The following is a 24,415-nucleotide window of genomic DNA, read 5'->3' as shown; positions in this document are numbered from 1 at the left end:
CCCGGTGCGGGAATGGCCGCGCTGTCCCTCCCCTACCAGGTCGTCGCGGCCGTCGCGCTGGCCGTCATCGGGGTCCTGGCCTGCGTCCACCTCTCGATGGTGTTCCTGCACGTCGCGCCCTCGAACACGCTGACCAAGCAGCATGGTGAGGCCGTCGACGGCTGGGTCTATCCCGAGTTCGAGCAGAACTGGAAGCTCTTCGCTCCCAACCCGCTCCAGCAGAACATCGCCGTCCAGGCCCGTGCCGAGATCGCGGCCGACGACGGCACGCGGCGCACCACCGGATGGATCGACCTGTCGGCCCAGGACACCGAGGCGATCCGCGGCAGCCTGCTGCCCAGCCACGTCGACCAGAACGAGCTGCGCAGGGCCTTCGACTTCTACCTCAACTCCCACACCGACGACTTCCGCCCCAACGGCCTGCGCGGCAGGCTCTCGGAGAACTACCTGCGCCGGATCGTCATGCTCCGCCTCGACCGGGAGCGTCTCGGCGGTGAGGTCGAGAAGATCCAGCTCCGCTCGGAGACCCGCGCCGTGCAGTCCCCGTCCTGGAGCGGGGAGAGGACCAGCACCGACCCCCGCCACCGGGACCTGCCCTGGTGGTCGGTGACCGCCGCCGATCTGCCGGCCGGTGCGAAGAACGACGACCGTACGGAGGCCGGCCGGTGAACCGATCCACGCCCGACGCGGTCGCACCCGACCCGTCCACCCCGCGACCCGCACCGTCCTCGCCGCCCCCGGGGCGGGCGGTGGCGGCCCCCGAACCCTTCGACCGCCGGCTCGCCCGCGCCGTCCAGCGCGTCACGGGCTCGGCGCTCGGCCCGTACCAGACCGCGATCGTCCGGATCGGCTTCGCCCTCACCTGGCTGCTCTTCCTGCTGCGCGAGCTGCCGCACCGCCGCGAGCTGTACGGCCCCGACGGGCCGTGGTCCTGGGAGATGGGCCGGCAGCTGATCGGCGACAACCACTCGTTCACGGCGCTGATGTGGTCGGACAGCGGCCTGTGGTTCGAGATCGTCTACGGCCTCGCCGTCCTCTCCGCCGTCCTGCTGCTCCTGGGCTGGCGCACCCGCGCCGTGTCCGTGGTCTTCATGGCCGGGGTGCTGTCGCTGCAGAATCGCTCCATCTTCATGGGCGACGGCGGCGACAACGTCGTGCACCTCGCCGCGCTCTACCTCGTTCTGACCCGCTGCTCCCAGGTCTGGTCGCTCGACGCTCGCCGTCTCGCCCGCCAGGAGCGTGAGGCCGGTCCCGGTACGGCGCCCCGCCGGGACGTCGTCGGCCCCGTGCTGTGGACCGTGCTCGGCGTCCTGCTGCTCGTCGCCACGTACCACTCCGGAGTCACCGGCGAGTGGTGGCTCATCGTGCTGCTCTGGGCGCTCTGGGCGGGTCAGGCGCTGTGGTGGCTGGCCTGCCGCCACGCACCGGGCGAGCCGCGCACCCTGCTCGACGTGCTCGCCAACCTCACCCACAACGCGGCCCTGCTCGTGATCATGGCCGAGGTCTGCCTGATCTACGCGACGGCCGGCTGGTACAAGATCCAGGGGTCGCGGTGGCAGGACGGCACGGCCCTGTACTACCCGCTGAAGCTGGACTACTTCTCCCCCTGGCCCGCCCTGTCGGACGTGCTCGGCTCCAGCGCGCTGGTCGTGCTGCTGCTGACCTACGGGACCGTGGCCGTGCAGGTCGCCTTCCCGTTCACCCTGTTCAACCGCAGGGTCAAGAACGTCCTGCTGGTCGCGATGATGCTGGAGCACGCGGGGATCGCGCTGCTCCTCGGGCTGCCCTTCTTCTCGCTGGCGATGATCTCCGCCGACGCGGTGTTCCTGCCGACGGCGTTCCTGGTCTGGCTGGGCACGCGGGTCGGGCGCGGCAGGGACCGGCTGTTCTCGCGCCGGCGTGACGAGGCGGTCCCCGAGCAGCGCCGTGCGGACGAGGAGCCGTCCCCCCGTACCCTCGTCGGGTGAGCACCACCGAACAGCCGAGCGTGTCGTACGAGCCGTCGGGCCCGACCCTGCCCACCCCGAACGAGCCGGTCCGCCGTGGGACGGCCGGGCAGGAAGCGGCCGGGGACGAGGCGGCCGGGGACGAGCCGACCCAGTACGACGAGGGATTCGCCCCCGAGGTCGGCGTCGGACCGCATCCGCTGCCCTGGCCGCAGGACGAGCGGTACGACCGCGAGCTGCTGGCCGCCGGAGACCGGCGGAACGTCGTCGATCCCTACCGGTACTGGACGCGGGAGGCGATCGTCGCGGACCTGGACACCCGGCGCCACGACTTCCACGTGGCGGTGGAGAACTGGGGCCACGACTTCAACATCGGGTCGGTGGTGCGGACCGCGAACGCCTTCCTGGCGAAGGAGATCCACATCGTGGGCCGCCGGCGCTGGAACCGGCGCGGGGCGATGGTCACCGACCGCTACCAGCACGTGCGGCATCACCCCGACACGGAGTCGCTGACCGCGTGGGCGGCGGCCGAGGACCTGCCGATCATCGGGATCGACAACCTGCCGGGCGCCGTGCCGCTGGAGCGGACCGTGCTGCCGCGGCGCTGCGTGCTGCTGTTCGGGCAGGAGGGGCCGGGCCTCACCGAGGAGGCCCGCCGGCACGCGGCCATGGTCTGCTCGATCGCCCAGTTCGGTTCGACCCGCTCCATCAACGCCGGCGCCGCCGCGGCGATCGCCATGCACGCCTGGGTCCAGCGCTACGCGGAGATCGCGGAGACCCCCTGAGGGGCCCCCGCGCCCGCGTGGGTCAGGCCTGGCGGCGAACCTCCACCACCCGGAACCGGTTGGAGACGAAAGCGCCGTCACACAGCGCCGCGTTGGCCGCCGGGTTCCCGCCGGAGCCGTGGAAGTCGGAGAACGCGGCGGTCTGGTTGACGTAGACCCCGCCGGTCAGGTTCAGCGAGAGCTGCGCCGACTCCTCCAGGCAGACCTCCTCGATCGCGCGCTCGGTGTCGGCCGAGGTCGTGTAGGCGCCGACCGTCATCGCGCCCTTCTCGCGCACCGTGCGTCGCAGCAGCTCCAGGGCGTCGGCGGTCGAGTCGACCGAGACGGCGAAGGAGACGGGGCCGAAGCACTCGGAGAAGTACGCGGCCTCGGCGTCCGGCTTGGAGCCGTCCAGCTTCACGATGACGGGCGTCCGCACGACGGCGTCCGGGAAGTCCGGGTTCGCCACCTCGCGGGATGCCAGCGCCACCTCGCCCAGGCCGGCGGCGGCCTCCAGGCGCGCCTTCACGTCGGGGTTCACCAGCGCGCCGAGCAGGGCGTTGGCCCGGGCGTCGTCGCCCAGCAGACCACCGACCGCCGCGGCGAGATCGGCGACGACCTCGTCATACGACTTGGGGCCCGCGTCCGTGGTGATGCCCTCGCGGGGGATCAGCAGGTTCTGCGGGGTGGTGCACATCTGGCCGCTGTACAGCGAGAGGGAGAAGGCCAGGTTGGAGAGCATGCCCTTGTAGTCGTCGGTGGAGTCGACGACGACCGTGTTGACGCCCGCCTTCTCGGTGTAGACCTGCGCCTGGCGCGCGTTCGACTCCAGCCAGTCGCCGAAGGCGGTGGAGCCGGTGTAGTCGATGATCCGGATCTCGGGGCGGACGGCGAGGGTCTTGGCGATGCCCTCACCGGGCCGCTCGACCGCCAGCGCGACGAGGTTCGGGTCGAAGCCGGCCTCGGCGAGGACCTCGCGGGCCACGCGGACCGTGAGCGCCAGCGGCAGCACGGCGCGCGGGTGCGGCTTGACGAGGACCGGGTTGCCGGTGGCGAGCGACGCGAACAGGCCCGGGTAGCCGTTCCACGTGGGGAAGGTGTTGCAGCCGATCATCAGCGCGATGCCGCGGGCGACCGGGGTGAACTGCTTGGACAGCTGCAGCGGGTCGCGCTTGCCCTGCGGCTTGGACCAGTCGGCGCTGCCGGGGGTGCGGGTCTGCTCCGCGTAGGCGTAGGCCACGGCCTCCAGGCCGCGGTCCTGGGCGTGCGGGCCGCCGGCCTGCAGCGCCATCATGAACGCCTGGCCGCTGGTGTGCATGACCGCGTGCGCGAACTCGTGGGTGCGGGCCGAGATCCGGGCCAGGATCTCCATGCAGACCAGGGCGCGGGTCTCCGCTCCGGCGTCGCGCCAGGCGCCCATGCCGGCGCGCATCGCGGGCAGCAGGACGTCGATGTCGGCGTGCGGGTACTCCACGCCCAGGGCGGGGCCGTAGGGCGAGACCTCGCCGCCGGTCCAGCCGTCGGTGCCGGGCTGGTCGAGCTCGAACCGCCCGTTCAGCAGTGCTTCGTACGCGGCGAGTCCGGCGGCGGCGTCCAGCGAGCCGTTCTCGCCGTAGGCCTTGGGGTGCTCCGGGTGCGGCGACCAGTAGGCACGGGTGCGGATGGTGTCGAGAGCCTGGTCGAGTGTGGACCGGTGCTTCTCGGCCAGGGCGTCGGTGGTCAGCTGAGCGGCGGCCATTGCGGGACCAACTCCTCGTCGAGCTGGGCAGGGACAGGCGGACAGAGTTAGAGTAACCGAACGATCGGTCGGGACAAGGGGGTCTGTCGAAGCTGTGGACAACCCATCGGGGAGGATCAGTCGTATGACCGCCAATGTGAGCGACGCCGCGCCGGACGCAGGGGCCGACGCCATCGACCGGAGCCGCACCGTCGCCGTCGTGGGCACGGGCACCATGGGCCAGGGAATCGCCCAGGTGGCCCTCGTCGCCGGCCACCCCGTCCGCCTCTACGACAGCGTCCCCGGCCGTGCCGAGGAGGCCGTGACCGCCCTCGCCGCCCGCCTGGACCGGCTGGTCGAGAAGGGCCGGATGGACCGCCCGGCACGCGAGGACGCCGTGGCGCGGCTGCGCGCCGCCGCCGACCTCACGGAGCTCGCGGACGCGGCCCTCGTCGTCGAGGCGATCGTCGAGCGACTCGACGTCAAGCAGCAGCTGTTCGCCGAACTGGAGAAGATCGTCGGCGACGACACCGTCCTCGCCACCAACACCTCCTCGCTGTCCGTCACCGCCATCGCCGGCGGGCTGCGCCTGCCCGGCCGGTTCGTCGGACTGCACTTCTTCAACCCGGCCCCGCTGCTCCCGCTCGTGGAGGTCGTCAGCGGCTTCGCGACCGACGCCTCCGCCGCCACGCGCGCGTACGAGACGGCGAAGGGCTGGGGGAAGACCCCGGTGCGCTGCGCCGACACCCCCGGCTTCGTCGTCAACCGGATCGCGCGCCCCTTCTACGCCGAGGCGCTGCGGGTGTACGAGGAGGGCGTCGCCGACCCCGCGACCATCGACGCGGCGCTGCGCGAGAGCGGCGGCTTCCGGATGGGTCCGTTCGAGCTGACCGACCTGATCGGCCAGGACGTGAACGAGGCCGTCACCCGCTCCGTCTGGGACTCCTTCCACCAGGACCCCAGGTTCACGCCGTCCCTCGCCCAGCGCCGGCTGGTGGAGTCGGCGCGGCTGGGCCGCAAGTCCGGTCACGGCTGGTTCCCGTACGGGCAGGACGCGGCGGCCCCCGCGCCGCACACCGCGCCGCCCGCGGCCCCGCCGGCCTCCGTGGTCGTCCAGGGCGAGCTGTACCAGGCCGCGCCCCTGGCCGGGCTGTTCCAGGAGGCGGGCGTCGTCGTCGACTTCGAGGAGGACGCCGTCCCGGGGTACCCGGGGTGGATCGAGCTGCCGAGCGGGACCCGGCTCTTCCTGGCCGACGGCACCGCCGCGGACGACGCCGAGATGCCCGTCGTCCACTTCGACCTCGCGCTGGACTACCGCACCTGCGAGCGGATCGTGCTCGCGCCCGCCGTGACCGTGGACGACCGGTCGCTGCAGGAGGCGATCGGGCTCTTCCAGGCGGCCGGCAAGAAGGTCAGCGTGATCCGGGACGTGCCCGGCATGATCGTCGCGCGGACCGTCGCCATGCTCGCCGACTTCGCCTTCGACGCCGCCGCGCGCGGCGTGGCGGACGCCGACGACATCGACACCGCGATGCGGCTCGGCGTCAACTATCCGCTCGGGCCGCTGGCCTGGGCCGGGGAACTGGGCGTCGACTGGGTCCTGGAGACCCTGTCCAACCTCCACGAGGAGTACCCGACGGGCCGCTACGCACCCTCCCAGGCGCTGCGGCGCCGGGTCGCCGCCGAGCAGGCGGCACGGGACGGGGCCGAGCGGCAGGCGGCCGAGGGGGCCGCGTCATGACGACGGCGAAGCGCGACACCTACACCCCCGAGACGCTGCTCTCGGTCGCCGTGCGGGTCTTCAACGAACGCGGATACGACGGAACCTCCATGGAGCACCTGTCCAAGGCGGCGGGGATCTCCAAGTCCTCGATCTACCACCACGTCGCGGGCAAGGAGGAGCTGCTGCGGCGGGCCGTCAGCCGGGCGCTGGACGGTCTCTTCGCGATCCTGGACGAGCCGGGCGCCGGGCGTGGCCGGGCCATCGACCAGGTCGAGTACGTCACCCGCCGCACCGTCGAGGTGCTGATGGCGGAGCTGCCCTACGTCACGCTGCTGCTGCGGGTCCGGGGCAACACGTCGACCGAGCGGTGGGCGCTGGAGCGCCGGCGGGAGTTCGACCAGAGGGTGGCCGATCTGCTCAAGGCGGCCGCCGCCGACGGCGACCTGCGCGCGGACGTGGACATACGCCTCGCCACCCGGCTCCTGTTCGGCATGATCAACTCGCTGGTGGAGTGGTACCGGCCGCACCCGGGTGCCGAGGCGGAACGCGAGCAGCTCGCCGACACCGTCGTGCACCTGGCCTTCGACGGGCTGCGCACCGCCCGCTGAGGGCTGTCCCGCGATCCGTCGTGCGCCCGCCGGGGGTTGCGGGAGCCCTGAGGGAGCATCGCCCGGCAGCCGGGCGGTGCATGCGGCGCCCGGGATCCCGCCGGAGAACACCGCCGGTCGGCGGCGTAGGACCGGCGGAAGGCCCCAGCGATCGCCCTCCGGGGCTCGCGTCCGGGCTCCGGGGGCACCGGTCGCGGCCGGGGACCCCGCACGGGCGTGTGCCGGCGGAGGGGCCCGGAGGAGCCCGTACGGCGGCGGGCCGGCGGGATCAGCCCAGGTGGTCGGGGTCCAGGTCGGTCTCCTCGAAGACCAGCAGGGTGCGGGTCGAGAGCACCTCGGGGATCGACTGGAGCTTGGTGAGCACCAGCTCCCGCAACGTGCGATTGTCGGGTGTGTGTACCAGCAGCAGGACGTCGAAGTCCCCGCTGACCAGAGCGATGTGCGCGGCTCCGGGCAGGGCCTGGAGCTGCTCGCGCACGGTCCGCCAGGAGTTCTGGACGATCTTGAGCGTGATGTAGGCCGACGCCCCCTGGCCCGCGCGCTCGTGGTTCACCCGTGCGCTGAAGCCGCGGATCACCCCGTCGTCGATGAGCCGGTTGATCCGCGCGTAGGCGTTGGCCCGGGACACGTGGACCCGTTCGGCGACGGAGCGTATCGAGGCGCGGCCGTCCGTCTGCAGGATCCGCAGGATGTCGCGGTCCACGGCGTCGAGCGGGCGCGCGGCAGGGCCCTGGGGCGGTCCGCCCCCGGCCGCGGCCTGTGCCGGGCCCGGGCTCTGGTTCAGGGCTCGCTCCCAGCCGTCGGCCATTTGTTCATCCGCCATGTCCCCCCGCCTCTCTCCCATGGACGACATGTCTCTATCCCAGGCTGTGGAGAACCGTTTGTCCACAGGCTGAGGGTGCCTGTAGCCAAAATGCCTCCACGACCGAACAATCGGTAGGTGAGGCGCGCCACACCCGCGCCACCCGCCTTCGGGTCTTATGCCCGCTCCCACGAGGAGGTGGACTCGTTGCAACAGCGCAGTTCGACAGTCCAAGAGCCGCCCGCCGCCACCGCTGCCTACCGGCCCACCCCGCCCCCGGCGTGGAAGCCGCGCACCGACCCCGGCCCGCTGCTGCCCGATGCCGAGCCGTTCCGCGTCCTCGGCACCGACGCGGTGGCCTCGGCCGACCCCGAGCTGTTGCGACGTCTCTACGCCGAGCTGGTGCGGGGCCGCCGGTACAACACGCAGGCCACCGCCCTCACCAAGCAGGGCCGCCTCGCCGTGTACCCGTCGACCACCGGCCAGGAGGCCTGCGAGGTGGCCGCCGCGATGGCCCTGGAGGAGCGCGACTGGCTCTTCCCCTCGTACCGCGACACCCTCGCCGCCGTGGCCCGCGGCCTCGACCCGGTCCAGGCGCTGACGCTCCTGCGGGGCGACTGGCACACCGGCTACGACCCGCGCGAGTACCGGATCGCCCCGCTGTCCACGCCGCTCGCCACCCAGCTCCCGCACGCGGTCGGGCTGGCCCACGCCGCCCGGCTCAAGGGTGACGACGTGGTCGCGCTCGCCATGGTCGGCGACGGCGGCACCAGCGAGGGCGACTTCCACGAGGCGCTGAACTTCGCGGCCGTCTGGCAGGCCCCCGTGGTCTTCCTCGTGCAGAACAACGGCTTCGCCATCTCCGTCCCGCTCGCCAAGCAGACGGCTGCCCCGTCGCTGGCGCACAAGGCCGTCGGCTACGGCATGCCGGGCCGGCTGGTCGACGGCAACGACGCGGTCGCCGTCCACCAGGTGCTGACCGAGGCCGTCGCCCGCGCTCGGCGCGGCGGCGGACCGACACTGGTCGAGGCCGTGACGTACCGCATCGACGCCCACACCAACGCCGACGACGCCACCCGCTACCGCGGCGACGGCGAGGTCGAGACCTGGCGGGCGCACGACCCAATCCTGATCCTGGAGCGGGAGCTGACGGAGCGCGGCATGCTCGACGACGACGGCAAGCGGCAGGCGGCCGAGGCCGCCGAGACGATGGCGGCGACGCTGCGCGAGCGGATGAACGCCGACCCCGTGCTCGACCCGATGGACCTGTTCGCGCACGTGTACGCCGAGCAGACGGCACAGCTGCGCGAGCAGGCGGCGCAGCTGCGTGCCGAGCTCGACGCCGAGAGCGAGGCGTGATGACGACCAGGACGGCGGCCAAGCCGGCCAAGCCGGCGACGATGGCGCAGGCCCTGCAGCGGGCCATGCGCGACGCGATGGCCGAGGACCCGACCGTCCACGTGATGGGAGAGGACGTCGGCACGCTCGGCGGCGTCTTCCGGGTCACGGACGGCCTGGCCAAGGAGTTCGGCGAGGACCGCTGTACCGACACGCCGCTGGCCGAGGCGGGCATCCTCGGCACGGCCGTCGGCATGGCGATGTACGGGCTGCGGCCGGTCGTCGAGATGCAGTTCGACGCCTTCGCCTACCCCGCGTTCGAGCAGCTGATCAGCCACGTCTCGCGGATGCGGAACCGCACACGCGGCGCGCTGCCGATGCCGCTGGTGGTCCGGGTGCCCTACGGCGGCGGGATCGGCGGCGTCGAGCACCACAGCGACTCCTCCGAGGCGTACTACATGGCGACGCCGGGCCTCCACGTCGTCACCCCGGCCACCGTCGAGGACGCCTACGGGCTCCTGCGGGCGGCGATCGCCTCCGACGACCCGGTCGTCTTCCTGGAGCCCAAGCGGCTGTACTGGTCGAAGTCCGACTGGTCGCCCGAGGCGCCGACGGCCGTGGAGCCGATCGGCAAGGCCGTGGTGCGCCGCAGCGGCCGCAGCGCCACGCTGATCACGTACGGGCCCTCCGTGCCGGTCTGCCTGGAGGCGGCCGAGGCCGCGCAGGCGGAGGGCTGGGACCTGGAGGTCGTCGACCTGCGCTCGCTCGTGCCGTTCGACGACGAGACGGTCTGCGCCTCCGTGCGGAGGACCGGGCGGGCGGTCGTCGTGCACGAGTCGACCGGGTTCGGCGGACCGGGCGGGGAGATCGCCGCACGGGTCACCGAGCGCTGCTTCCACCACCTGGAGGCACCGGTGCTCCGGGTCGCCGGCTTCGACATCCCCTACCCGCCGCCGATGCTGGAGCGGCACCACCTGCCCGGCGTGGACCGGGTGCTCGACGCGGTCGCGCGCCTGCAGTGGGAGGCGCAGAGCTGATGGCACAGGTGCTCGAATTCAAGCTGCCGGACCTCGGCGAAGGGCTGACCGAGGCCGAGATCGTGCGCTGGCTGGTGAACGTCGGCGACGTCGTCGCCATCGACCAGCCGGTCGTCGAGGTCGAGACGGCCAAGGCGATGGTCGAGGTCCCCTGCCCCTACGGAGGCGTGGTGACGGCCCGCTTCGGCGAGGAGGGGACCGAGCTGCCCGTCGGGGCGCCGCTGCTGACCGTCGCGGTGGGCGCACCTGCTCCCGGCGCGGCGGACGCGACCGCGCCCGCGACGCAGAGCGACACCCCGGCGGAGTCCGCCGTCTCCTCGGAGCACTCCGGCAACGTGCTGGTGGGCTACGGGACGGCCGCCCCGGCGGCGCGCCGCCGCCGGGTGCGCAGGGACGGCGTTCCCGCGGCCTCCCCCGCCCCGGTGGCCACGGCCGTCCCGGTGGCCGCCGCCCCCGCGACCCGCGAGCCGGTCGTCGACGGTCCGGTGCCGGTGATCTCGCCGCTGGTGCGGAAGCTGGCGCGGGAGAAGGGGCTGGACCTGCGCGAGGTCCGCGGGTCGGGTCCGGACGGGCTGATCCTGCGGGCGGACGTCGAACGGGCCGCCGTCGCCGCGACCGAGGCCGCGCGCCCCGCCCCGGCCGTCGCGCCCGCGCCCTCGTCCGCTGCCGTCGGTGAGCGGATTCCGCTGCGCGGCGTGCGCGGCGCGGTCGCCGACAAGCTCTCGCGCAGCCGTACGGAGATCCCGGACGCGACCTGCTGGGTCGACGCCGACGCGACGGAGCTCATGGTGGCGCGCACGGCGATGAACGCCGCCGGCGGGCCGAAGATCTCGCTCCTCGCCCTGCTGGCCCGGATCTGCACCCACGCGCTCGCCCGCTTCCCGGAGCTCAACTCCACCGTGGACATGGCGGCCCGGGAGATCGTCCGGCTGCCGTCCGTGCACCTCGGGTTCGCGGCCCAGACGGAGCGCGGCCTGGTGGTGCCCGTGGTCCGGGACGCGGGAACGCGTACCGCGGAGTCGCTGACGGCGGAGTTCGCACGGCTGACGGAGTCCGCCCGGCAGGGGACGCTGACGCCGGCGGACCTGACCGGGGGGACGTTCACCCTGAACAACTACGGGGTGTTCGGGGTCGACGGGTCCACGCCGATCGTCAACCACCCGGAGGCGGCGATGCTCGGGGTCGGCCGGATCATCCCGAAGCCGTGGGTGCACCAGGGCGAGCTGGCCGTCCGCCAGGTCGTCCAGCTGTCGCTCACCTTCGACCACCGGGTCTGCGACGGCGGCACGGCGGGCGGGTTCCTCCGCTACGTCGCGGACTGCGTCGAGCATCCCTCGGTCCTGCTGCGCACGCTCTGACGGGCGGGGGTCCGGCCGGCTCCCGCTCCTGCCGGCTCCTGGCCGGGCCGGCTTCTGGCCGGGCCGGTTTGCGGCCCGGCCGTGTCCCCGGCGCCGGCGGTCGTATCGGCGCGGGGCGGCGGGCGCCCCGCACGGTCCGGGCGCCCGGGCGTCCCGCGGTGCGCTTCCCGTACGGCCACGGCCTCCCCGACCGCCGGGTGCGGGCGCGACGGCCGTCTCCATGGGTGAGACGGTCGCGGATCTTGGGGGCCATCCCGGCGGGGCGCGGACCATACTGCTGGGATGACGACCGAGTACGACGCCGTCGTCCTGGCGGGAGGCGCCGCCAGGCGGCTCGGCGGTGTGGACAAACCCGGCGTACGGGTCGGCGGCCGGGCGCTGCTCGACCGAGTCCTGACCGGGTGCCGGAGCGCCGCCTCGACCGTGGTCGTCGGCGGGCCGCGGGCGACTGTCCGACCCGTGGAGTGGGCCAGGGAGGATCCGCCCGGCGGGGGACCGCTGGCCGCCCTCGACGCCGGTGTCCGCCGGACCGAGGCCGCCACCGTGCTCGTCCTCTCCGCCGACCTGCCGTTCCTCGACGAAGGCACCGGCCGCCGCCTGCTCGACGCCCTCGACGAGGCCCCCACGGCCGACAGCGCGCTCCTGGTCGACTCCGACGGCCGGGACCAGCCCCTCGTCGCGGCCTACCGCGCCGAGCCGCTCCGCCGGGCACTGGACCGCCTCGCCACCGCGCGCGGCACCCTCGCCGGTCTCCCGCTGCGCCTGCTCCTCGGTGAACTGCGTCCGATCCGGGTCGACGGCGGCGCCCTCGCCTCCTTCGACTGCGACACCTGGGAGGACATTGCCGCAGCCCGGGCCCGCATCAGGGAGCATGGGAGCGTGCTGGACGAATGGATCACCGCAGTCAAGGACGAACTGGGCATCGAGTTGGACGTCGACACCGGCGTGCTGCTCGATCTGGCCCGTGACGCCGCCCACGGAGTCGCTCGCCCCGCGGCGCCGCTGACCACCTTCCTGGTCGGCTACGCGGCGGCGAAGGCGGGTGCCGGCGGCCCCGAGGCCGTGGCCGAGGCTGCCCGCAAGGCCGCAGCCCTCGCCGTCCGCTGGGCCGACGAGGCCGACCAGGCCGCCGCCCCGGCCGGAGCCGGCCATGAGCAGACCCGCTCCGACGCCGCCGGCCCCGACACGACGGGCCGGGCCGAGGCCGGATGATGACCCCGCAGGAGCGCACGGCGGCCGAACCCGAGAGGGCCGAACCCGAGAGCGACGGAGTGGACGAGGCGCTGGCCCTCGTCGCCCCGCCCCGCCCTGCGGAGCCGCACCGCGCCACCCCCTGGCCGGACGCCCGGAGGATCGCCGCACGCGCCGGGGCCGCGGCGCGCTCCGCCGGTGCGACCGCCGGAGAGCTGTGCCGCGTCCCGCTCGGGCAGGCGCTCGGCCGCGTGCTCGCCGAGCCGCTGCGCGCACTGACCGATCTGCCGTCGTTCGACACCTCCGCCATGGACGGCTGGGCGGTCGCCGGCCCCGGCCCCTGGAAGATCCACGTGGAGGGTGCCGTCCTCGCCGGGCACACCCCCGCCGCCGTGCTCGACGACGGCACGGCGGTGCGGATCGCCACCGGCGCCCGGATTCCCCCCGAGACCACGGCGGTCATCCGCAGCGAGCACTCCCGTACCGACTCCGCCGGCCGGCTGCACGCCCTGCGCGAGGTCCAGCACGGCCAGGACATCCGGCCGCGCGGGCAGGAGTGCCGGTCCGGTGACCTCCTGCTGTCCGCCGGGACACCCGTCACCCCGGCGGTCCTCGGCCTCGCTGCCGCGGCCGGGTACGACGAACTTCCCGTGCTCTCCCGACCCCGTGTGGAGATCCTGGTCCTCGGCGACGAACTCCTCACCGACGGACTCCCCCACGAGGGCCTGATCCGCGACGCCCTCGGCCCGATGCTCGGCCCCTGGCTCAACGCGCTCGGCGCCGAGGTCCTCGCCACCCAGCGGGTCCGCGACGACGCCGACGCCCTGCGCGCGGCCGTCACCGGCTCCGAGGCGGACCTGGTCGTCACGACCGGCGGGACCGCCGCCGGTCCCCTGGACCACGTGCATCCCGTCCTCGCCGCGACGGGCGCCACCCTCCTTGTGGACGGCGTACAGGTCCGCCCCGGACACCCGATGCTGCTCGCCCGCCTCGAAGGCGGCCGCCCCGGCCGCCACCTCGTCGGACTGCCGGGCAACCCGCTGGCCGCCGTCTCCGCACTCCTCACACTGGCCGAGCCCCTGCTCCGGGCTCTCGCCGGCGCCCCGGCTCCGCCGCCGTACCGCGCGCCGGTCCGCGACGAGGTGCACGGTCACCCGCACGACACCCGGCTCGTCCCGGTCGTCCACCACGACGACCGGGTCGTCCCCCTGCACTACAACGGACCGGCGATGCTGCGAGGGATCGCGGTGGCGGACGGGATGGCCGTCGTACCGTCCGGCGGCGCGCGACCCGGCGACGCTCTGGACATCCTCGACCTCCCCTGGCCGATGGCCCCGCTTCAAGGCCCGGCGTCGGCCCGGCCCCAGGCTTACGGCGCGCCCGAAGGAGCATGTTTCACGTGAAACTTCCCAGCCGTGACGTCATGGCCCGCCAGGCCGACGAGAAGACGGCGCCCACCCGGATCAGGATGCCCCGGAGGGTGGTCGAGCGCCCCCTCCAGCAGGTGGGCAAAAGGCTGTTGATGGCCCTGGGCGTCCTCGTCCTCACCACGCTCATCGTCTACGCGGACCGCTCCGGCTATCACGACAACTCCGACGAGACGCTCGACTTCCTCGACTGCGCCTACTACGCGACCGTGACCCTCTCCACCACGGGATACGGCGACATCGTCCCGTACAGCGACTCGGCGAGGCTCGTCAACATCCTGCTGGTCACGCCGTTGCGCGTGCTGTTCCTGATCATCCTGGTCGGCACCACTCTCGAGGTCCTCACCGAACGGACCCGGGAGGAGTGGCGACTGAACCGCTGGAGGTCCACCTTGCGCGACCACACCGTCATCGTCGGATTCGGCACCAAGGGCCGGTCCGCGATCCAGACGCTCTGCGCGACGGGACTGCGCAAAGAACAGATCGTCATCGTGGACCCGTCCAACAAGGTCATCGAGACGGCGAACGCCGACGGCTTCGTGGGCGTGATCGGCGACGCGACCCGCAGCGACGTGCTGATCCGGGCCGAGGTGCAGAAGGCCCGTCAGATCGTCATCGCCACCCAGCGCGACGACACCGCCGTGCTGGTCACCCTGACGGCCCGCCAGCTCAACCGGGGCGCGAAGATCGTCGCCGCCGTCCGCGAGGAGGAGAACGCGCCGCTCCTGCGTCAGTCGGGTGCGGACGCCGTGATCACCAGCGCCAGTGCGGCCGGCCGACTCCTGGGCCTGTCGGTGCTCAGCCCCAGTGCGGGCACCGTGATGGAGGACCTGATCCAGCAGGGTTCGGGCCTCGATCTGGTCGAGCGGCCGGTCATAAAGTCCGAGGTCGGCAAGAACGTACGGGAGACCGAGGACCTGGTGGTGAGCGTGTTGCGCGGGCACCGGCTGCTCGGCTACGACGATCCCGCCGCCAGCCCGCTGCAGTTGACGGACCGTGTGATCACGATCGTGCGGGCCGCGCCCGTCACTCCCTTGAGCACGCCGCGCGAGGACTGACGACCCGACGCCGGGCGGAACGGCCATGCCCCACGGTGGACCGCGGTCGCCCACCCCGGACCGGGCCGCCCACCTCGGACCGGTCCGCCCACCCTGGACCGGGTAGTCCGCCGTGGCCCGGTCGGTCATGGCGGATCCCGGTCGGTCACGGCGCCGGAGTAGCCTCGCCGCCATGCATGCGATCACGATTCCGGAACCCGGCGGCCCCGAGGCCCTCGTCTGGGCCGAGGTGCCCGATCCCGTGCCCGGCGAGGGCGAGGTCCTCGTCGAGGTGGTGGCGAGCGCGGTCAACCGCGCCGACCTGCTCCAGAGGCAGGGCTTCTACGACCCGCCGCCGGGCACCTCGCCGTACCCCGGCCTCGAATGCTCGGGCCGGATCGCCGCACTCGGCCCCGGAGTGTCCGGCTGGTCGGTCGGCGACGAGGTGTGCGCGCTGCTGGTCGGCGGCGGGTACGCGCAGAAGGTCCTCGTCCCCGTCGGCCAGCTGCTTCCGGTGCCGGACGGGGTGGATCTCGTCACGGCGGCGGCGCTGCCGGAGGTGACCAGCACGGTCTGGTCGAACGTCTTCATGATCGCCCATCTGCGGCCCGGCGAGACGCTGCTGGTCCACGGCGGCGCGAGCGGCATCGGCACGATGGCGATCCAGCTGGCCAAGGCGGTCGGCGCGCGGGTCGCCGTCACCGCCGGCGGGCCGGAGAAGCTGGCGCGCTGCGCCGAACTGGGCGCCGACATCCTGATCGACTACCGCGAGCAGGACTTCGTCGAGGAGCTGCTGAAGGCGACGGACGGGAACGGCGCGGACGTCATCCTCGACATCGTCGGCGCGAAGTACCTGGACCGCAACGTGAAGGCCCTCGCGGTCAACGGGCGGCTCGCCGTGATCGGCCTCCAGGGAGGTGTGAAGGGCGAGTTGAACCTGGGGGCGCTGCTCCGCAAGCGGGCCGCGATCACGGCGACGACGCTGCGGGCCCGGCCGCTGCACGAGAAGACGGCCATCGTCGCCGCCGTCCGCGAGCACGTCTGGCCGCTGATCGAGGCCGGGACGGTTCGTCCGGTCGTCGACCGCACGGTGCCGATGGCGGAGGCCGCGGAGGCCCACCGGGCCCTGGATTCCGGGAGCCACGTCGGCAAGGTCCTGCTGCTGGCCCCGCAGGACTGAGCACGGCCGGGGCCGAGCACGACCAGGACTGAGCACGGCCGGGACCGGGCACGGCCGGGACCGAGCACGGCCCGGACCGCAGGTCGGCCCCAGGGCCCAGGGCCCAGGCCTCAGGGGTCGCCCGGCCCCCCGGCCCAGGCCCCCGGCCCCGGAGACGGCAGCAGGACAAGCACGAGGGCCCGGCACACCAGGTGTGCCGGGCCCTCGCCCGTTCGACGGCCTCTCGGCCCGGTCCATCCGGACGGGCGGCCGAGAGCGGCCAGGCCGGATCGCGCCCTACCGGGTCGAGCCCGGTCCGGTCGCGCCCGGTCCTACAGGTACGGACCCGAGCGGATCGCGTGACCGTGGCCCTGGTCGTCGTCATCGTCGTGGGGTCCGCCCGGAGGCAGCGCCCTGCGCATCTGCTCCAGTTGGGCGCGGGCCGCCATCTGCTGGGCGAACAGGGCCGTCTGGATGCCGTGGAAGAGTCCTTCGAGCCAGCCCACCAACTGGGCCTGCGCGATCCGCAGTTCCGCTTCGGAGGGGATCGCCTCGTCGGTGAACGGCAGGGAGAGCCGCTCCAGTTCCTCCACCAGCTCGGGCGCGAGCCCGTCCTCCAGCTCCTTCACGGAACTGGCATGGATATCCTTCAGCCGGACCCGGCTCGCCTCGTCGAGAGGTGCCGCCCTGACTTCCTCCAGAAGCTGCTTGATCATGCTGCCGATGCGCATGACCTTCGCAGGCTGCTCGACCATTTCTGTCACCGGGACCTCGCGGGACTCGTCGTCACCATGACTGCCGCCGAGCGCCATCCCATCCTGTCCCACGATGAGGACCTGGGGGCTCTCCTGCGACCGTTCATTCCTCGGCATATCCATGCCGCCATTCTCTCGCACACGTGCCTCACCACACGGTGTGCCCCTGTACGAGGGTGATCCACCCTCGTACAGGGGCACAGGAACGCAACGAAGCGGAAGAACCGGTCAGGTCGCGGCGCGGCGGGCCAGGGCGCCCCGGGACCGGGTCACCAGCGCGGCCAGCAGCGCGGCTCCCAGCGGGACGGCCACCAGCAGGGCTGCCAGCGTCTCCCACGGGACGACGATCGGCACGTGGGGCGGTTGCTGCATGACGCCCCAGCCCTGGTCGAGCGCCTCCTGGTAGTAGCGCAGCTGTTCCCGTTCCTCGGTGAGCCGCAGCCCCACGGCCGGCAGCACACCGGCCGCCGATCCGAGGATCACGCCCATCGCGGCGACCACCCCGCACTGGAAGCCGCTGAGGGTCCGGCGGACCCGCGGCGGGGCGCCGACCGCGGCGAGCGTCTTGAGGTCGGCCTCGGCGTCGGCCTGGGCGAGACCGGTGGCGATGCCGGCCGCACCGATGGTGACGAGACCCGCGAAGACGGTCAGGGAGAGGAGCACGATGCTGCTCTTGCTGACGAAGCCCTCCTCCAGATGGAGATCGACGTCACTGCCGAGCTTGGCGATCTCGGCGTCGAGCTTCTGCCGCTGCTCGGAGCTCGGCATGCGGTCGGTGGTGAAGTACGAACCGACGGGCACCGTGGTCAGTCCGGCGGCCTTGGCGGTGGCCGGGGTGATCATGCCCTGCATGCCGTACGACTGCTCGCTCTCGGGCATCAGGTACGCGGGGAGCGACTTGATCTCGCCCGGAGCCGGCTTGCCGTCGCGGTCGGCCGCGTCGGCCTTCTCGAGGTCCGTGATCAGCTTGACGTCGACCTGGCCGGCCTTGTTGACCTGCTGCTTGGCGAAGGTGACCACCTTGCCCTCGGCGAGGGCCCGCTCGGCGCCGGCGTCCTTGATGCCGAGGATCGTCAGCAGCCGGGCGTCGCCGACCAGCAGGCCGCCCTCGACGTAGACGCTGCCGCTGTCGCCCTCCTTGCAGCGCCAGTCCTCGGCCAGCTTGCGCCGCTGCTCCTTGGTGAACCGCTCCGAGGGGTCGCTGCCGTCGGTGGTCGTCGCCCACAGCGGGCACTCGTTGGCCGCGGGGATCACGACCTCGTACCGGCCGCAGCCGGTTCCCTGGCCGTAGGGCGAGCAACCCGGCTTGCCGACCACGATGCGGTCGACGTCGGCGCGGGCGTCGATCGGCAGCAGGCGCTGCACGGCCTCACGGACCGCCGGGACGTCCCGGCCGCCGTCCTCGACGACCAGCGCGGAGACCGCTCCGTAGGGCAGGCGCGCCTGGTACTCGGCGCGTTCCTGGGCTTCGCTGCTCGCCGTGTACGTGGCGACGGCGACGGTTCCGGCGACCGCGGCGAGCACGGCGGCGACGGCCGGCGCCGTGCGGCCGCGGTTGCGCACGGCGTCGCGGAGCGCGAGACGCGGGGACAGGGGCATCCAGCGTCCGGTCCGGCCGAAGAGGCCGACCAGGGCGGGGGTCATGGCGACGACGCCGAGTTCGGCGATGGCGCTGCCGCCCGCGACGATCACGACCTGGTCGGAGACGACCGAGCCGTACAGCGCGATCGCGGCGCCGAGCAGCAGGGCGCCCAGGCCGACCAGCGGGAGCACGCGGCTGCTGCGGCGGACGCCGCGCCGGCCGGTGAGCGAGGCCAGGACGGTCTGCCGGGAGGAGGTGATCGCCGGGACGATCGCCGCCAGCAGGCCGGTCAGCACGGCGAGGAGCGCGATGCCGAGCAGTTCCAGCGGACGGACGTCGAAGGAGCCGAACCGCTGGCCCAGGTAGTCCTCGAGCAGGGGCTGCAGGGCGAAGGTGAGGATCAGCGCGAGGACCGTGCCGGTCACGGCCGCGGCGATGCCGATGACGAGGCCGCCGCTGAGCACGATGGCCCGGATGTGGCTGCGGTCGCCGCCGTTCGCTCCGACGAGGCCGAGCTGGCGGCGCGAGCGGCGGGCGCCGACGGCGAACGCGGGACCGGCGAGAAGGCAGATCTCCAGCATCGCGAGGCCGACGACGGTGCCGAGGGCGGCGAGCTCCGCCGCCTGGGCGGCAGCGCTGGTCTCGTAGTTGCCCCAGCCGTCCTTCTGGTAGAGCGGGACCTCGGAGTCGGCGGGCGGGTCCAGGAGCACGGCGCGCGAGACGACGGCGACACCCTTGGTGTTGATCTGCTGGACCATGTTCCACGTGAAACCGCCGGACAGCTTCACCAGATGGGTGGTGGAGGTGTCGGGCTTCATCAGGCCGGCCTTCTCGGCGGCCTTTCCGTACGGGGCCAGGAAGGCGCCGGGCAGGGCGTTGACCTGGTCGGCCTTGAGGTCGTTCGGCAGCTCGTAGGCGCCGACGATCCGGTAGGTGCGGTCGAAACCGCGCGCGGTCAGGGTGGAGCCGACCGTGAGACCGCTGGTCTCCAGGAAGTGCGTGGTCGCGGCGACCTCGTCCGCCCGCTGCGGGAAGCGGCCCTCCTGGAGGGGCATGATGCCCGTCGCGATGGGGTCGGCCGCCTTGAGCTCGCGGACCTCGGTCTGGAGCAGTCCGTGCACGGTCGTGAGCTTCGCGTTGCCGGCGGTGTCCGTCAGTGCCTCGGCACCCGCCGGGAAGGCCGCGGTGACATCGGTCGAGCCGCTCGGCCAGCCGCGGTCGCCGTACTCCTTGGCCGGTGCGTTCATCTCACCGTCCGGCGACTGCAGGATGGGGACGCCGCCGACCTGCGCGTCGGAGAAGCGTGCGTCGGCCGCGCCGATGGTGCGGTCCAGTTTCTCCTCGGCGGAGAGTTCGGAGCTGCGCAGGGTGAGGTCGGCGGCGCTGACCCCGAGGATGGGCAGGGCGATCATGGCGAGGACCAGGAAGCTGCGGCCCTTGTAGCGCCAGGCGTCGCGGCGGGCTATGCGGATCGCGGCGCGCCAGGAGTGGAGCCACTTGTTCACCGTTCGGCCGCCTGACCGGACAGGAGCGAGTCGGCGTCGGTGCGCACGGTCTGGTCGACGACGGCGCCGTCCCGGAGGAAGACGACGCGGTCGGCCCAGGCGGCGAACCGCGGCTCGTGGGTGACCAGGACGCCGGCGGCACCGGCGTCGCAGCGGGTGCGCAGCAGGGCGAGGACGGACTCGCCGGTCTCGGAGTCGAGAGCACCGGTGGGCTCGTCGGCGAGCACGAGGCGGCGGTCTCCGACGAGGGCGCGGGCGATGGCGACGCGCTGCTGCTGGCCGCCGGACATCTCGTCGGGGAAGCGGTCGGCGAGGTGGCCGAGCTCCATCTCCTCCAGTGCGGCGAGGGCCTCGACACGGGCCTTGCGTGCGGAGACACCGTCCAGTTCACGGGGCAGGGCGACGTTCTCGGCGGCCGTGAGGGCCGGGATGAGGTTGTAGTCCTGGAAGACGTAGCCGATGCTGCGGCGGCGCAGTGCGGCGAGCGCCTTGCGGTCGGCGGTGGTGATGTCGGTGCCCTCGACGATCACCCGGCCGGAGGTCGGGAAGTCGAGGCCGCCGGCGATGGTCAGCAGGGTGGACTTGCCGGAGCCGGAGGGGCCCATGACGGCGACGAGTTCGCCGGCGTGGACGTCGAGGTCGATGCCCCGGAGGGCGTGCACTTCGGTGGCGCCCGAGCCGTGGACACGGGTCAGGTTCTGGAGCTGCAGCACGGGCTGCTGTGCGGACATGGAGGGGTCCCCCTTGGTCGTACGCCGCGGGACGGGCGCGCTGGGCCGGATCGGGCAGCGGCCGCTCGGGTACGGAGCGGATGGAGAGGTGGAACGGAACGGGCGCACACGGGGAGCCGTGAACGCGGATGCGCAGGTGCGGGCCTGCGTCGACGTGGTGCGATGCGTGGGGCCGGGATGCCGCGGTACGGCTGCCCCGGCACGGGAGGTGCGGGGCGGCGGTACGGGCGTGGCGGTGGCCCGACGTGCGGTGCGGGTACGCGGGTGTCGTCGTTCGGTGACGGTGGCCCGGGTGCGGTGTGCGGGGGCCCGGCGGTGCGGGTCCTCGTGCCGCGGTGTCAGGGCCGTGGTGAGGGGCGGATCGTGGGGGAGGCCGGGGCCGTGGTGCGCTCGGGAGGCTGGGACTCGGCCGCGGTGCCGGCGGCGGCCGAGAGCCGGATGAGCCGGGCCTCGCAGTGGTCAAGCCAGCGGGCCTCGGCCTCGGTCTGGAAGATGAGCTGTTCCAGTACGAGCAGCCAGGCCACGTCGTCCCGCTCCTGGGATCCGCCGCTCTCGAGTGCGGTGATCGCCTGGGCCTTGAGGCGGGTGTAGTCCTGCATCGCCTTCACGGTGTGGTGGCGCTGGGCCTGGATGACGGCCCGGATGTCGACCCCCGGAGCGCCGACGGCCATGGCGAGCTTGATGGCCAGCTCGTCCCGGGCGGGACTGGTGCGGTCGACGGGCTTCTCGAACCAGGTCCTGAGCTCGGTGCGGCCGTGGTCGGTGATGGCGTAGAGCGCGTGCCCGGCCTCGTCCTCACCGCTCTGCGAGACCAGCCCGTCGCGTTCGAGACGGTTGAGGGTCGTGTAGACCTGGCCGACGTTGAGGGGCCAGGTGGACCCCGTGCGGGACTCGAACTCCGTGCGGAGCTGCGAACCGTAGCGAGGGCCGCGTTCGAGGAGGGCGAGAAGCCCGTGGCGGATCGACATACTCAGTATGTATACCGAGTATGTCGGCGCGGACAAGCGACCTCAGACGGACCCTCGGCGTCCGTCTCAAGGGGGACACGCGGTGGGAGCGGGGCTCAGCGGCGGCGCATCCGGAGGCCGAGGAAACCGATCCCGAGCCCCATCAGGGCGAACCCGGCGCCCAGCGTCAGCACGGGAATCTGCCGGTCAGCGACGGTGGTCCCGGTCCCGGTGGTGATCTGGCGGGCGGCGTCGGGCACGGACGCCGGGGCGTCGTCCGCGTGCGGCGGATCCGCCTGGGGTACCGCATCGAGGTCCTCGTCCGTGCCGTTCGTGTCGGCGGAGGGCGCGTCGGCTGTTGCCGTTTTGGTACGTGAGGGGTCGGCCGGCGCGGTCGACGGCCGCGTCGCCGGAACCCGCGCGGGCGCCGTGGCGGGCCGGCCGGGCCGGTCCCGGCCCTCACCGGCCGGACGTCCGGCGAGGGAGGGGGCGGGCTGCCGCGGCGGGCCGGACTCCCTCGGCTTGCCGGCGTCCTCGGATCCGTCCGGCCTGTCGGGCTCTTCGGGCTCCTCCGCGTCGACCGGACCCGGCGCCCCCGGGCCGCTGGACGCCGAGACGGAGGGGGATCCGGAGGCGGCGCCGGTCGGCGAGGGTGTCGCGGACGGGGAGGTGCCCGTCGCGGAGGGGGGTGCGGTGGGGGCGGGCCGCGTCTCGGGCACCGGTCCGCGCCAGGGGGTCGTCGCGGTGGCCGAGGGATCCGCCGCGACCGAGCCGTGCGCGACCGGGGTACCCACCACGAGCCAGCACACGAGCACCGGACCGAGGGCCTTCGTCCGCGCCCTGTGGAGTCCTGGAGTCACGGCGTGACCCCCTCCCGTCCGAGCAGCCGAGCTGGTCAACCGAGCCAGTCGACTCAGCGTCACATGTCGGGACACTTCCGGCATCCGGGCGGGTGCGCACGGAGGATCGGGCCCGCTCGCGTCGGCGCCGGCAGAAGAGGGAGCGCGCTGCGCGCGGGGCGGAAGCCGAGGCGGAGACGCCGGCGGCGGAGAGAGAAGGACGACGGGCCCCCGACCGCACCGCGGCCGGGAGCCCGTCGAAGGAGGCGGTGCCCGCCGGGCGGCCTACTGCGGCGGGTTGCCCGTCGAGACCTCCAGCGTGAACTCGGCGCTGTCCTCCGACGCGTCCTCGCCGGCCGGCGGGTACTGGCTGAGGACCGTGCCCTCGCCGTAGGTGTTCTCGTCGACCGGGGTCTGCTTGGTGATCTTCCAGCCCGCGGCCTGGATGCAGGCCTTCACCGACTGGATGTTCTTGTAGGTGAGGTCCGGGATCTCGAACTTCGCGGGGTCCTCGGAGGACTCCCGCGGCTCCGTGCACTTCTTCGGGTCGATGGTCTTGCCGAGGTCGGGTCCCTTGTGGTCCGCGTCGGCCGACTGCGACTGGCTGGGGTCGCCGCCCGCGGTCGTGTTCGGGTCCTCGTCCTTGTTCATCGACAGCGCCGTGACGACACCGCCGATGACGAGCAGGGCCACCACGATCGCGCCGACAAGGACCGGCGTGTTCCGCTTGGAGCCGGCCGCGGCGGCCGGAGCCGGCGACGCGTGCGGGGTCATCGTGTACGGCCCGGGCGTGGGGGTCTGGTACATCGGCGGCGGTGTCTGCGCCTGCTGCGGGTAGCCGTAGGCCGGCCCGGGGGCGGGCGTCGGCACACCGTACGGACCCGGCTGCGCGGTCGGCGGCTGGTAGTGCTGCTGGACGCCGTGCGTCGACGGCGGCGGCGTCTGGCCGACCGGCGGGAAGACCGCCGAGCCCACACCCGCACCGCTGCTGACGGGACCGCCGGCGACGATCACCGGTGCGCTCGTCTGACCCGCCGACAGCACGCGCAGGCACTCGTCCTGCATCGCCGCGGCGCTCGGGAACCGCTCGTTCGGGTTCTTCTTCAGCGCGCGGGCGACGAGCGCGTCCATCGCCGGCGTCACGGACCGGTTCACCGAGGACGGGGCGACCGGCTCCTCCTGTACATGCGCGTACGCGATGGCCAGCGGCGAGTCCGCGTCGAAGGGGAGCCGTCCCGTCAGCAGCTGGAAGAGCATGATGCCGACCGAATAGAGATCGGAACGGGCGTCCACCGCGCGGCCGAGGGCCTGCTCCGGGGAGAGGTACTGGGGCGTGCCGACGACCATGCCGGTCTGCGTCATCGAGGTCACACCGGACTGCATGGCGCGCGCGATGCCGAAGTCCATGACCTTGACCACGCCGCGCTTGGTCACCATGACGTTGCCCGGCTTGATGTCGCGGTGGACCAGGCCCATCTCGTGGCTGGTCTCCAGCGCGGCGAGCACGTCCGCCGTCACCTTCAGCGCCTTGTCGGCGGGCATCGCGCCGTACTGCTGCACGTCGTTCGCCAGGACCGACCCGAGCGGGCTGCCCTCGACGTACTCCATGACGATGTACGGCATGACGGCGCCGTCGAGGGTGTCCTCGCCGGTGTCGAAGACGGAGACGATGTTGGTGTGGGACAGCTTCGCCACGGCCTGCGCCTCGCGGCGGAAGCGTTCGCGGAACGACTGTTCCCGGCCCAGCTCGGTGTGCAGCGTCTTGATGGCCACCTGGCGGTCGAGGGCGCTGTCGTACGCGAGGTACACGGACGCCATGCCACCTTCGCCGAGCAGGTCGCGAAGCTGGTACCGGCCGTTCGCGACCGAACCGCCCGCATAGCGGCCCTGTGCGCCGTCCTGGCTCATTCGTGCTTCCCCCATACGCGCGCGAGGCGGCGCTGATCCGG

20 protein-coding genes are annotated in these 24,415 nt (G+C 73.3%); 12 read left to right on the top strand and 8 right to left on the bottom strand.

The window, feature by feature from the left end:
• Positions 1–12: 12 nt before the first annotated feature.
• From ACGFZF_RS09580 to ACGFZF_RS09570, 3 genes are read left to right on the top strand one after another with little or no spacing between them, the layout of a single operon-like run.
• On the top strand, positions 13–669 hold the full coding sequence (locus ACGFZF_RS09580; RefSeq protein ID WP_393552563.1) for a DUF5819 family protein: 657 nt from the start codon (positions 13–15) through the stop codon (positions 667–669).
• Entirely contained in the window at positions 666–1,967 is a 1,302-nt protein-coding gene (locus tag ACGFZF_RS09575; protein ID WP_393552560.1) for an HTTM domain-containing protein, read from the top strand. The genes ACGFZF_RS09580 and ACGFZF_RS09575 overlap by 4 nt, the downstream gene beginning before the upstream one ends.
• Entirely contained in the window at positions 1,964–2,731 is a 768-nt protein-coding gene (locus ACGFZF_RS09570; protein WP_393552557.1) for a TrmH family RNA methyltransferase, read from the top strand. The genes ACGFZF_RS09575 and ACGFZF_RS09570 overlap by 4 nt, the downstream gene beginning before the upstream one ends.
• A gap of 22 nt (positions 2,732–2,753) precedes the next feature.
• Here the strand turns inward: ACGFZF_RS09570 and paaN are convergent, their stop codons facing one another.
• Entirely contained in the window at positions 2,754–4,448 is a 1,695-nt protein-coding gene (gene paaN / locus ACGFZF_RS09565; RefSeq protein WP_393552554.1) for a phenylacetic acid degradation protein PaaN, read from the bottom strand.
• 124 nt (positions 4,449–4,572) lie between these two features.
• Here paaN and ACGFZF_RS09560 point away from each other — a divergent pair, with 124 nt between their 5' ends.
• Both ACGFZF_RS09560 and ACGFZF_RS09555 read left to right on the top strand, forming a co-directional pair.
• The gene (locus tag ACGFZF_RS09560) at positions 4,573–6,168 is read left to right on the top strand and encodes a 3-hydroxyacyl-CoA dehydrogenase (RefSeq protein ID WP_393552551.1); all 1,596 of its coding nucleotides are present in this window, start codon (positions 4,573–4,575) and stop codon (positions 6,166–6,168) included.
• On the top strand, positions 6,165–6,758 hold the full coding sequence (locus ACGFZF_RS09555; protein WP_393552548.1) for a TetR/AcrR family transcriptional regulator: 594 nt from the start codon (positions 6,165–6,167) through the stop codon (positions 6,756–6,758). The genes ACGFZF_RS09560 and ACGFZF_RS09555 overlap by 4 nt, the downstream gene beginning before the upstream one ends.
• A 268-nt stretch (positions 6,759–7,026) precedes the next feature.
• On the opposite strand, the gene ACGFZF_RS09550 is transcribed toward ACGFZF_RS09555, so the two are convergent.
• On the bottom strand, positions 7,027–7,566 hold the full coding sequence (locus ACGFZF_RS09550) for an Lrp/AsnC family transcriptional regulator (protein WP_393552963.1): 540 nt from the start codon (positions 7,564–7,566) through the stop codon (positions 7,027–7,029).
• Positions 7,567–7,758: 192 nt separating this feature from the next.
• Between ACGFZF_RS09550 and pdhA the strand changes: the two genes are divergently transcribed.
• The 7 genes from pdhA (at position 7,759) to ACGFZF_RS09515 (ending at position 16,128) form a co-directional block, all read left to right on the top strand.
• The gene (pdhA, locus tag ACGFZF_RS09545) at positions 7,759–8,919 is read left to right on the top strand and encodes a pyruvate dehydrogenase (acetyl-transferring) E1 component subunit alpha (protein WP_393552545.1); all 1,161 of its coding nucleotides are present in this window, start codon (positions 7,759–7,761) and stop codon (positions 8,917–8,919) included.
• Complete coding sequence (locus tag ACGFZF_RS09540) at positions 8,919–9,935, top strand: alpha-ketoacid dehydrogenase subunit beta (protein ID WP_356601367.1); 1,017 nt, start codon at positions 8,919–8,921, stop codon at positions 9,933–9,935. The genes pdhA and ACGFZF_RS09540 overlap by 1 nt, the downstream gene beginning before the upstream one ends.
• Positions 9,935–11,293 carry a dihydrolipoamide acetyltransferase family protein gene (locus tag ACGFZF_RS09535; RefSeq protein WP_393552541.1) on the top strand — a complete coding sequence of 453 codons (1,359 nt, stop codon included), beginning with the start codon at positions 9,935–9,937 and terminating at the stop codon, positions 11,291–11,293. Before ACGFZF_RS09540 ends, ACGFZF_RS09535 begins: the two co-directional genes overlap by 1 nt.
• A 282-nt stretch (positions 11,294–11,575) precedes the next feature.
• Positions 11,576–12,505 carry an NTP transferase domain-containing protein gene (locus ACGFZF_RS09530; protein WP_393552538.1) on the top strand — a complete coding sequence of 310 codons (930 nt, stop codon included), beginning with the start codon at positions 11,576–11,578 and terminating at the stop codon, positions 12,503–12,505.
• Complete coding sequence (locus ACGFZF_RS09525) at positions 12,502–13,887, top strand: molybdopterin molybdotransferase MoeA (RefSeq protein WP_393552535.1); 1,386 nt, start codon at positions 12,502–12,504, stop codon at positions 13,885–13,887. Before ACGFZF_RS09530 ends, ACGFZF_RS09525 begins: the two co-directional genes overlap by 4 nt.
• A complete protein-coding gene (locus tag ACGFZF_RS09520; protein WP_393552532.1) occupies positions 13,875–14,969 on the top strand; it encodes a potassium channel family protein in 1,095 nt (364 codons plus the stop codon). Before ACGFZF_RS09525 ends, ACGFZF_RS09520 begins: the two co-directional genes overlap by 13 nt.
• A 172-nt stretch (positions 14,970–15,141) precedes the next feature.
• Complete coding sequence (locus tag ACGFZF_RS09515; protein WP_393552529.1) at positions 15,142–16,128, top strand: NAD(P)H-quinone oxidoreductase; 987 nt, start codon at positions 15,142–15,144, stop codon at positions 16,126–16,128.
• A gap of 311 nt (positions 16,129–16,439) precedes the next feature.
• Here ACGFZF_RS09515 and ACGFZF_RS09510 read toward each other — a convergent pair whose 3' ends face one another.
• The 6 genes from ACGFZF_RS09510 to ACGFZF_RS09485 all read right to left on the bottom strand — a co-directional run bounded on the left by ACGFZF_RS09510 (position 16,440) and on the right by ACGFZF_RS09485 (position 24,374).
• Positions 16,440–16,985, bottom strand: a complete 546-nt coding sequence (locus ACGFZF_RS09510) for a bacterial proteasome activator family protein (protein WP_393552526.1) — start codon at positions 16,983–16,985, stop codon at positions 16,440–16,442.
• Between the two features lie 105 nt (positions 16,986–17,090).
• Positions 17,091–19,949, bottom strand: coding sequence for an FtsX-like permease family protein (locus tag ACGFZF_RS09505; RefSeq protein WP_393552523.1), 2,859 nt, complete (start codon positions 19,947–19,949; stop codon positions 17,091–17,093).
• On the bottom strand, positions 19,946–20,680 hold the full coding sequence (locus tag ACGFZF_RS09500) for an ABC transporter ATP-binding protein (protein ID WP_393552520.1): 735 nt from the start codon (positions 20,678–20,680) through the stop codon (positions 19,946–19,948). Before ACGFZF_RS09500 ends, ACGFZF_RS09505 begins: the two co-directional genes overlap by 4 nt.
• 338 nt (positions 20,681–21,018) lie before the next feature.
• Entirely contained in the window at positions 21,019–21,648 is a 630-nt protein-coding gene (locus ACGFZF_RS09495; RefSeq protein ID WP_393552517.1) for a PadR family transcriptional regulator, read from the bottom strand.
• 95 nt (positions 21,649–21,743) lie between these two features.
• A complete protein-coding gene (locus ACGFZF_RS09490; protein ID WP_393552514.1) occupies positions 21,744–22,487 on the bottom strand; it encodes a hypothetical protein in 744 nt (247 codons plus the stop codon).
• A gap of 264 nt (positions 22,488–22,751) precedes the next feature.
• On the bottom strand, positions 22,752–24,374 hold the full coding sequence (locus tag ACGFZF_RS09485) for a protein kinase (RefSeq protein WP_393552510.1): 1,623 nt from the start codon (positions 24,372–24,374) through the stop codon (positions 22,752–22,754).
• Positions 24,375–24,415 lie beyond the last annotated feature (41 nt).

Origin of the sequence: Streptomyces sp. NPDC048338, assembly GCF_043201055.1 — a bacterium.
Lineage (GTDB): Bacteria > Actinomycetota > Actinomycetes > Streptomycetales > Streptomycetaceae > Streptomyces.
This window is presented reverse-complemented; position numbering and strand designations above follow the sequence as displayed.

Bases quoted from the DNA above. Each gene is read 5' to 3' on its own strand.
- ACGFZF_RS09580 (WP_393552563.1), top strand. From the start codon at position 13: ATGGCCGCGCTGTCCCTCCCCTACCAGGTCGTCGCGGCCGTCGCGCTG.
- ACGFZF_RS09550 (WP_393552963.1), bottom strand. From the start codon at position 7,566: ATGGCCGACGGCTGGGAGCGAGCCCTGAACCAGAGCCCGGGCCCGGCA.
- ACGFZF_RS09495 (WP_393552517.1), bottom strand. From the start codon at position 21,648: ATGTCGATCCGCCACGGGCTTCTCGCCCTCCTCGAACGCGGCCCTCGC.
- ACGFZF_RS09520 (WP_393552532.1), top strand. From the start codon at position 13,875: ATGTTTCACGTGAAACTTCCCAGCCGTGACGTCATGGCCCGCCAGGCC.
- ACGFZF_RS09555 (WP_393552548.1), top strand. From the start codon at position 6,165: ATGACGACGGCGAAGCGCGACACCTACACCCCCGAGACGCTGCTCTCG.
- paaN (WP_393552554.1), bottom strand. From the start codon at position 4,448: ATGGCCGCCGCTCAGCTGACCACCGACGCCCTGGCCGAGAAGCACCGG.
- ACGFZF_RS09530 (WP_393552538.1), top strand. From the start codon at position 11,576: ATGACGACCGAGTACGACGCCGTCGTCCTGGCGGGAGGCGCCGCCAGG.
- ACGFZF_RS09525 (WP_393552535.1), top strand. From the start codon at position 12,502: ATGATGACCCCGCAGGAGCGCACGGCGGCCGAACCCGAGAGGGCCGAA.
- ACGFZF_RS09515 (WP_393552529.1), top strand. From the start codon at position 15,142: ATGCATGCGATCACGATTCCGGAACCCGGCGGCCCCGAGGCCCTCGTC.
- ACGFZF_RS09535 (WP_393552541.1), top strand. From the start codon at position 9,935: ATGGCACAGGTGCTCGAATTCAAGCTGCCGGACCTCGGCGAAGGGCTG.
- ACGFZF_RS09540 (WP_356601367.1), top strand. From the start codon at position 8,919: ATGACGACCAGGACGGCGGCCAAGCCGGCCAAGCCGGCGACGATGGCG.
- ACGFZF_RS09510 (WP_393552526.1), bottom strand. From the start codon at position 16,985: ATGGATATGCCGAGGAATGAACGGTCGCAGGAGAGCCCCCAGGTCCTC.
- ACGFZF_RS09485 (WP_393552510.1), bottom strand. From the start codon at position 24,374: ATGAGCCAGGACGGCGCACAGGGCCGCTATGCGGGCGGTTCGGTCGCG.
- ACGFZF_RS09560 (WP_393552551.1), top strand. From the start codon at position 4,573: ATGACCGCCAATGTGAGCGACGCCGCGCCGGACGCAGGGGCCGACGCC.
- ACGFZF_RS09500 (WP_393552520.1), bottom strand. From the start codon at position 20,680: ATGTCCGCACAGCAGCCCGTGCTGCAGCTCCAGAACCTGACCCGTGTC.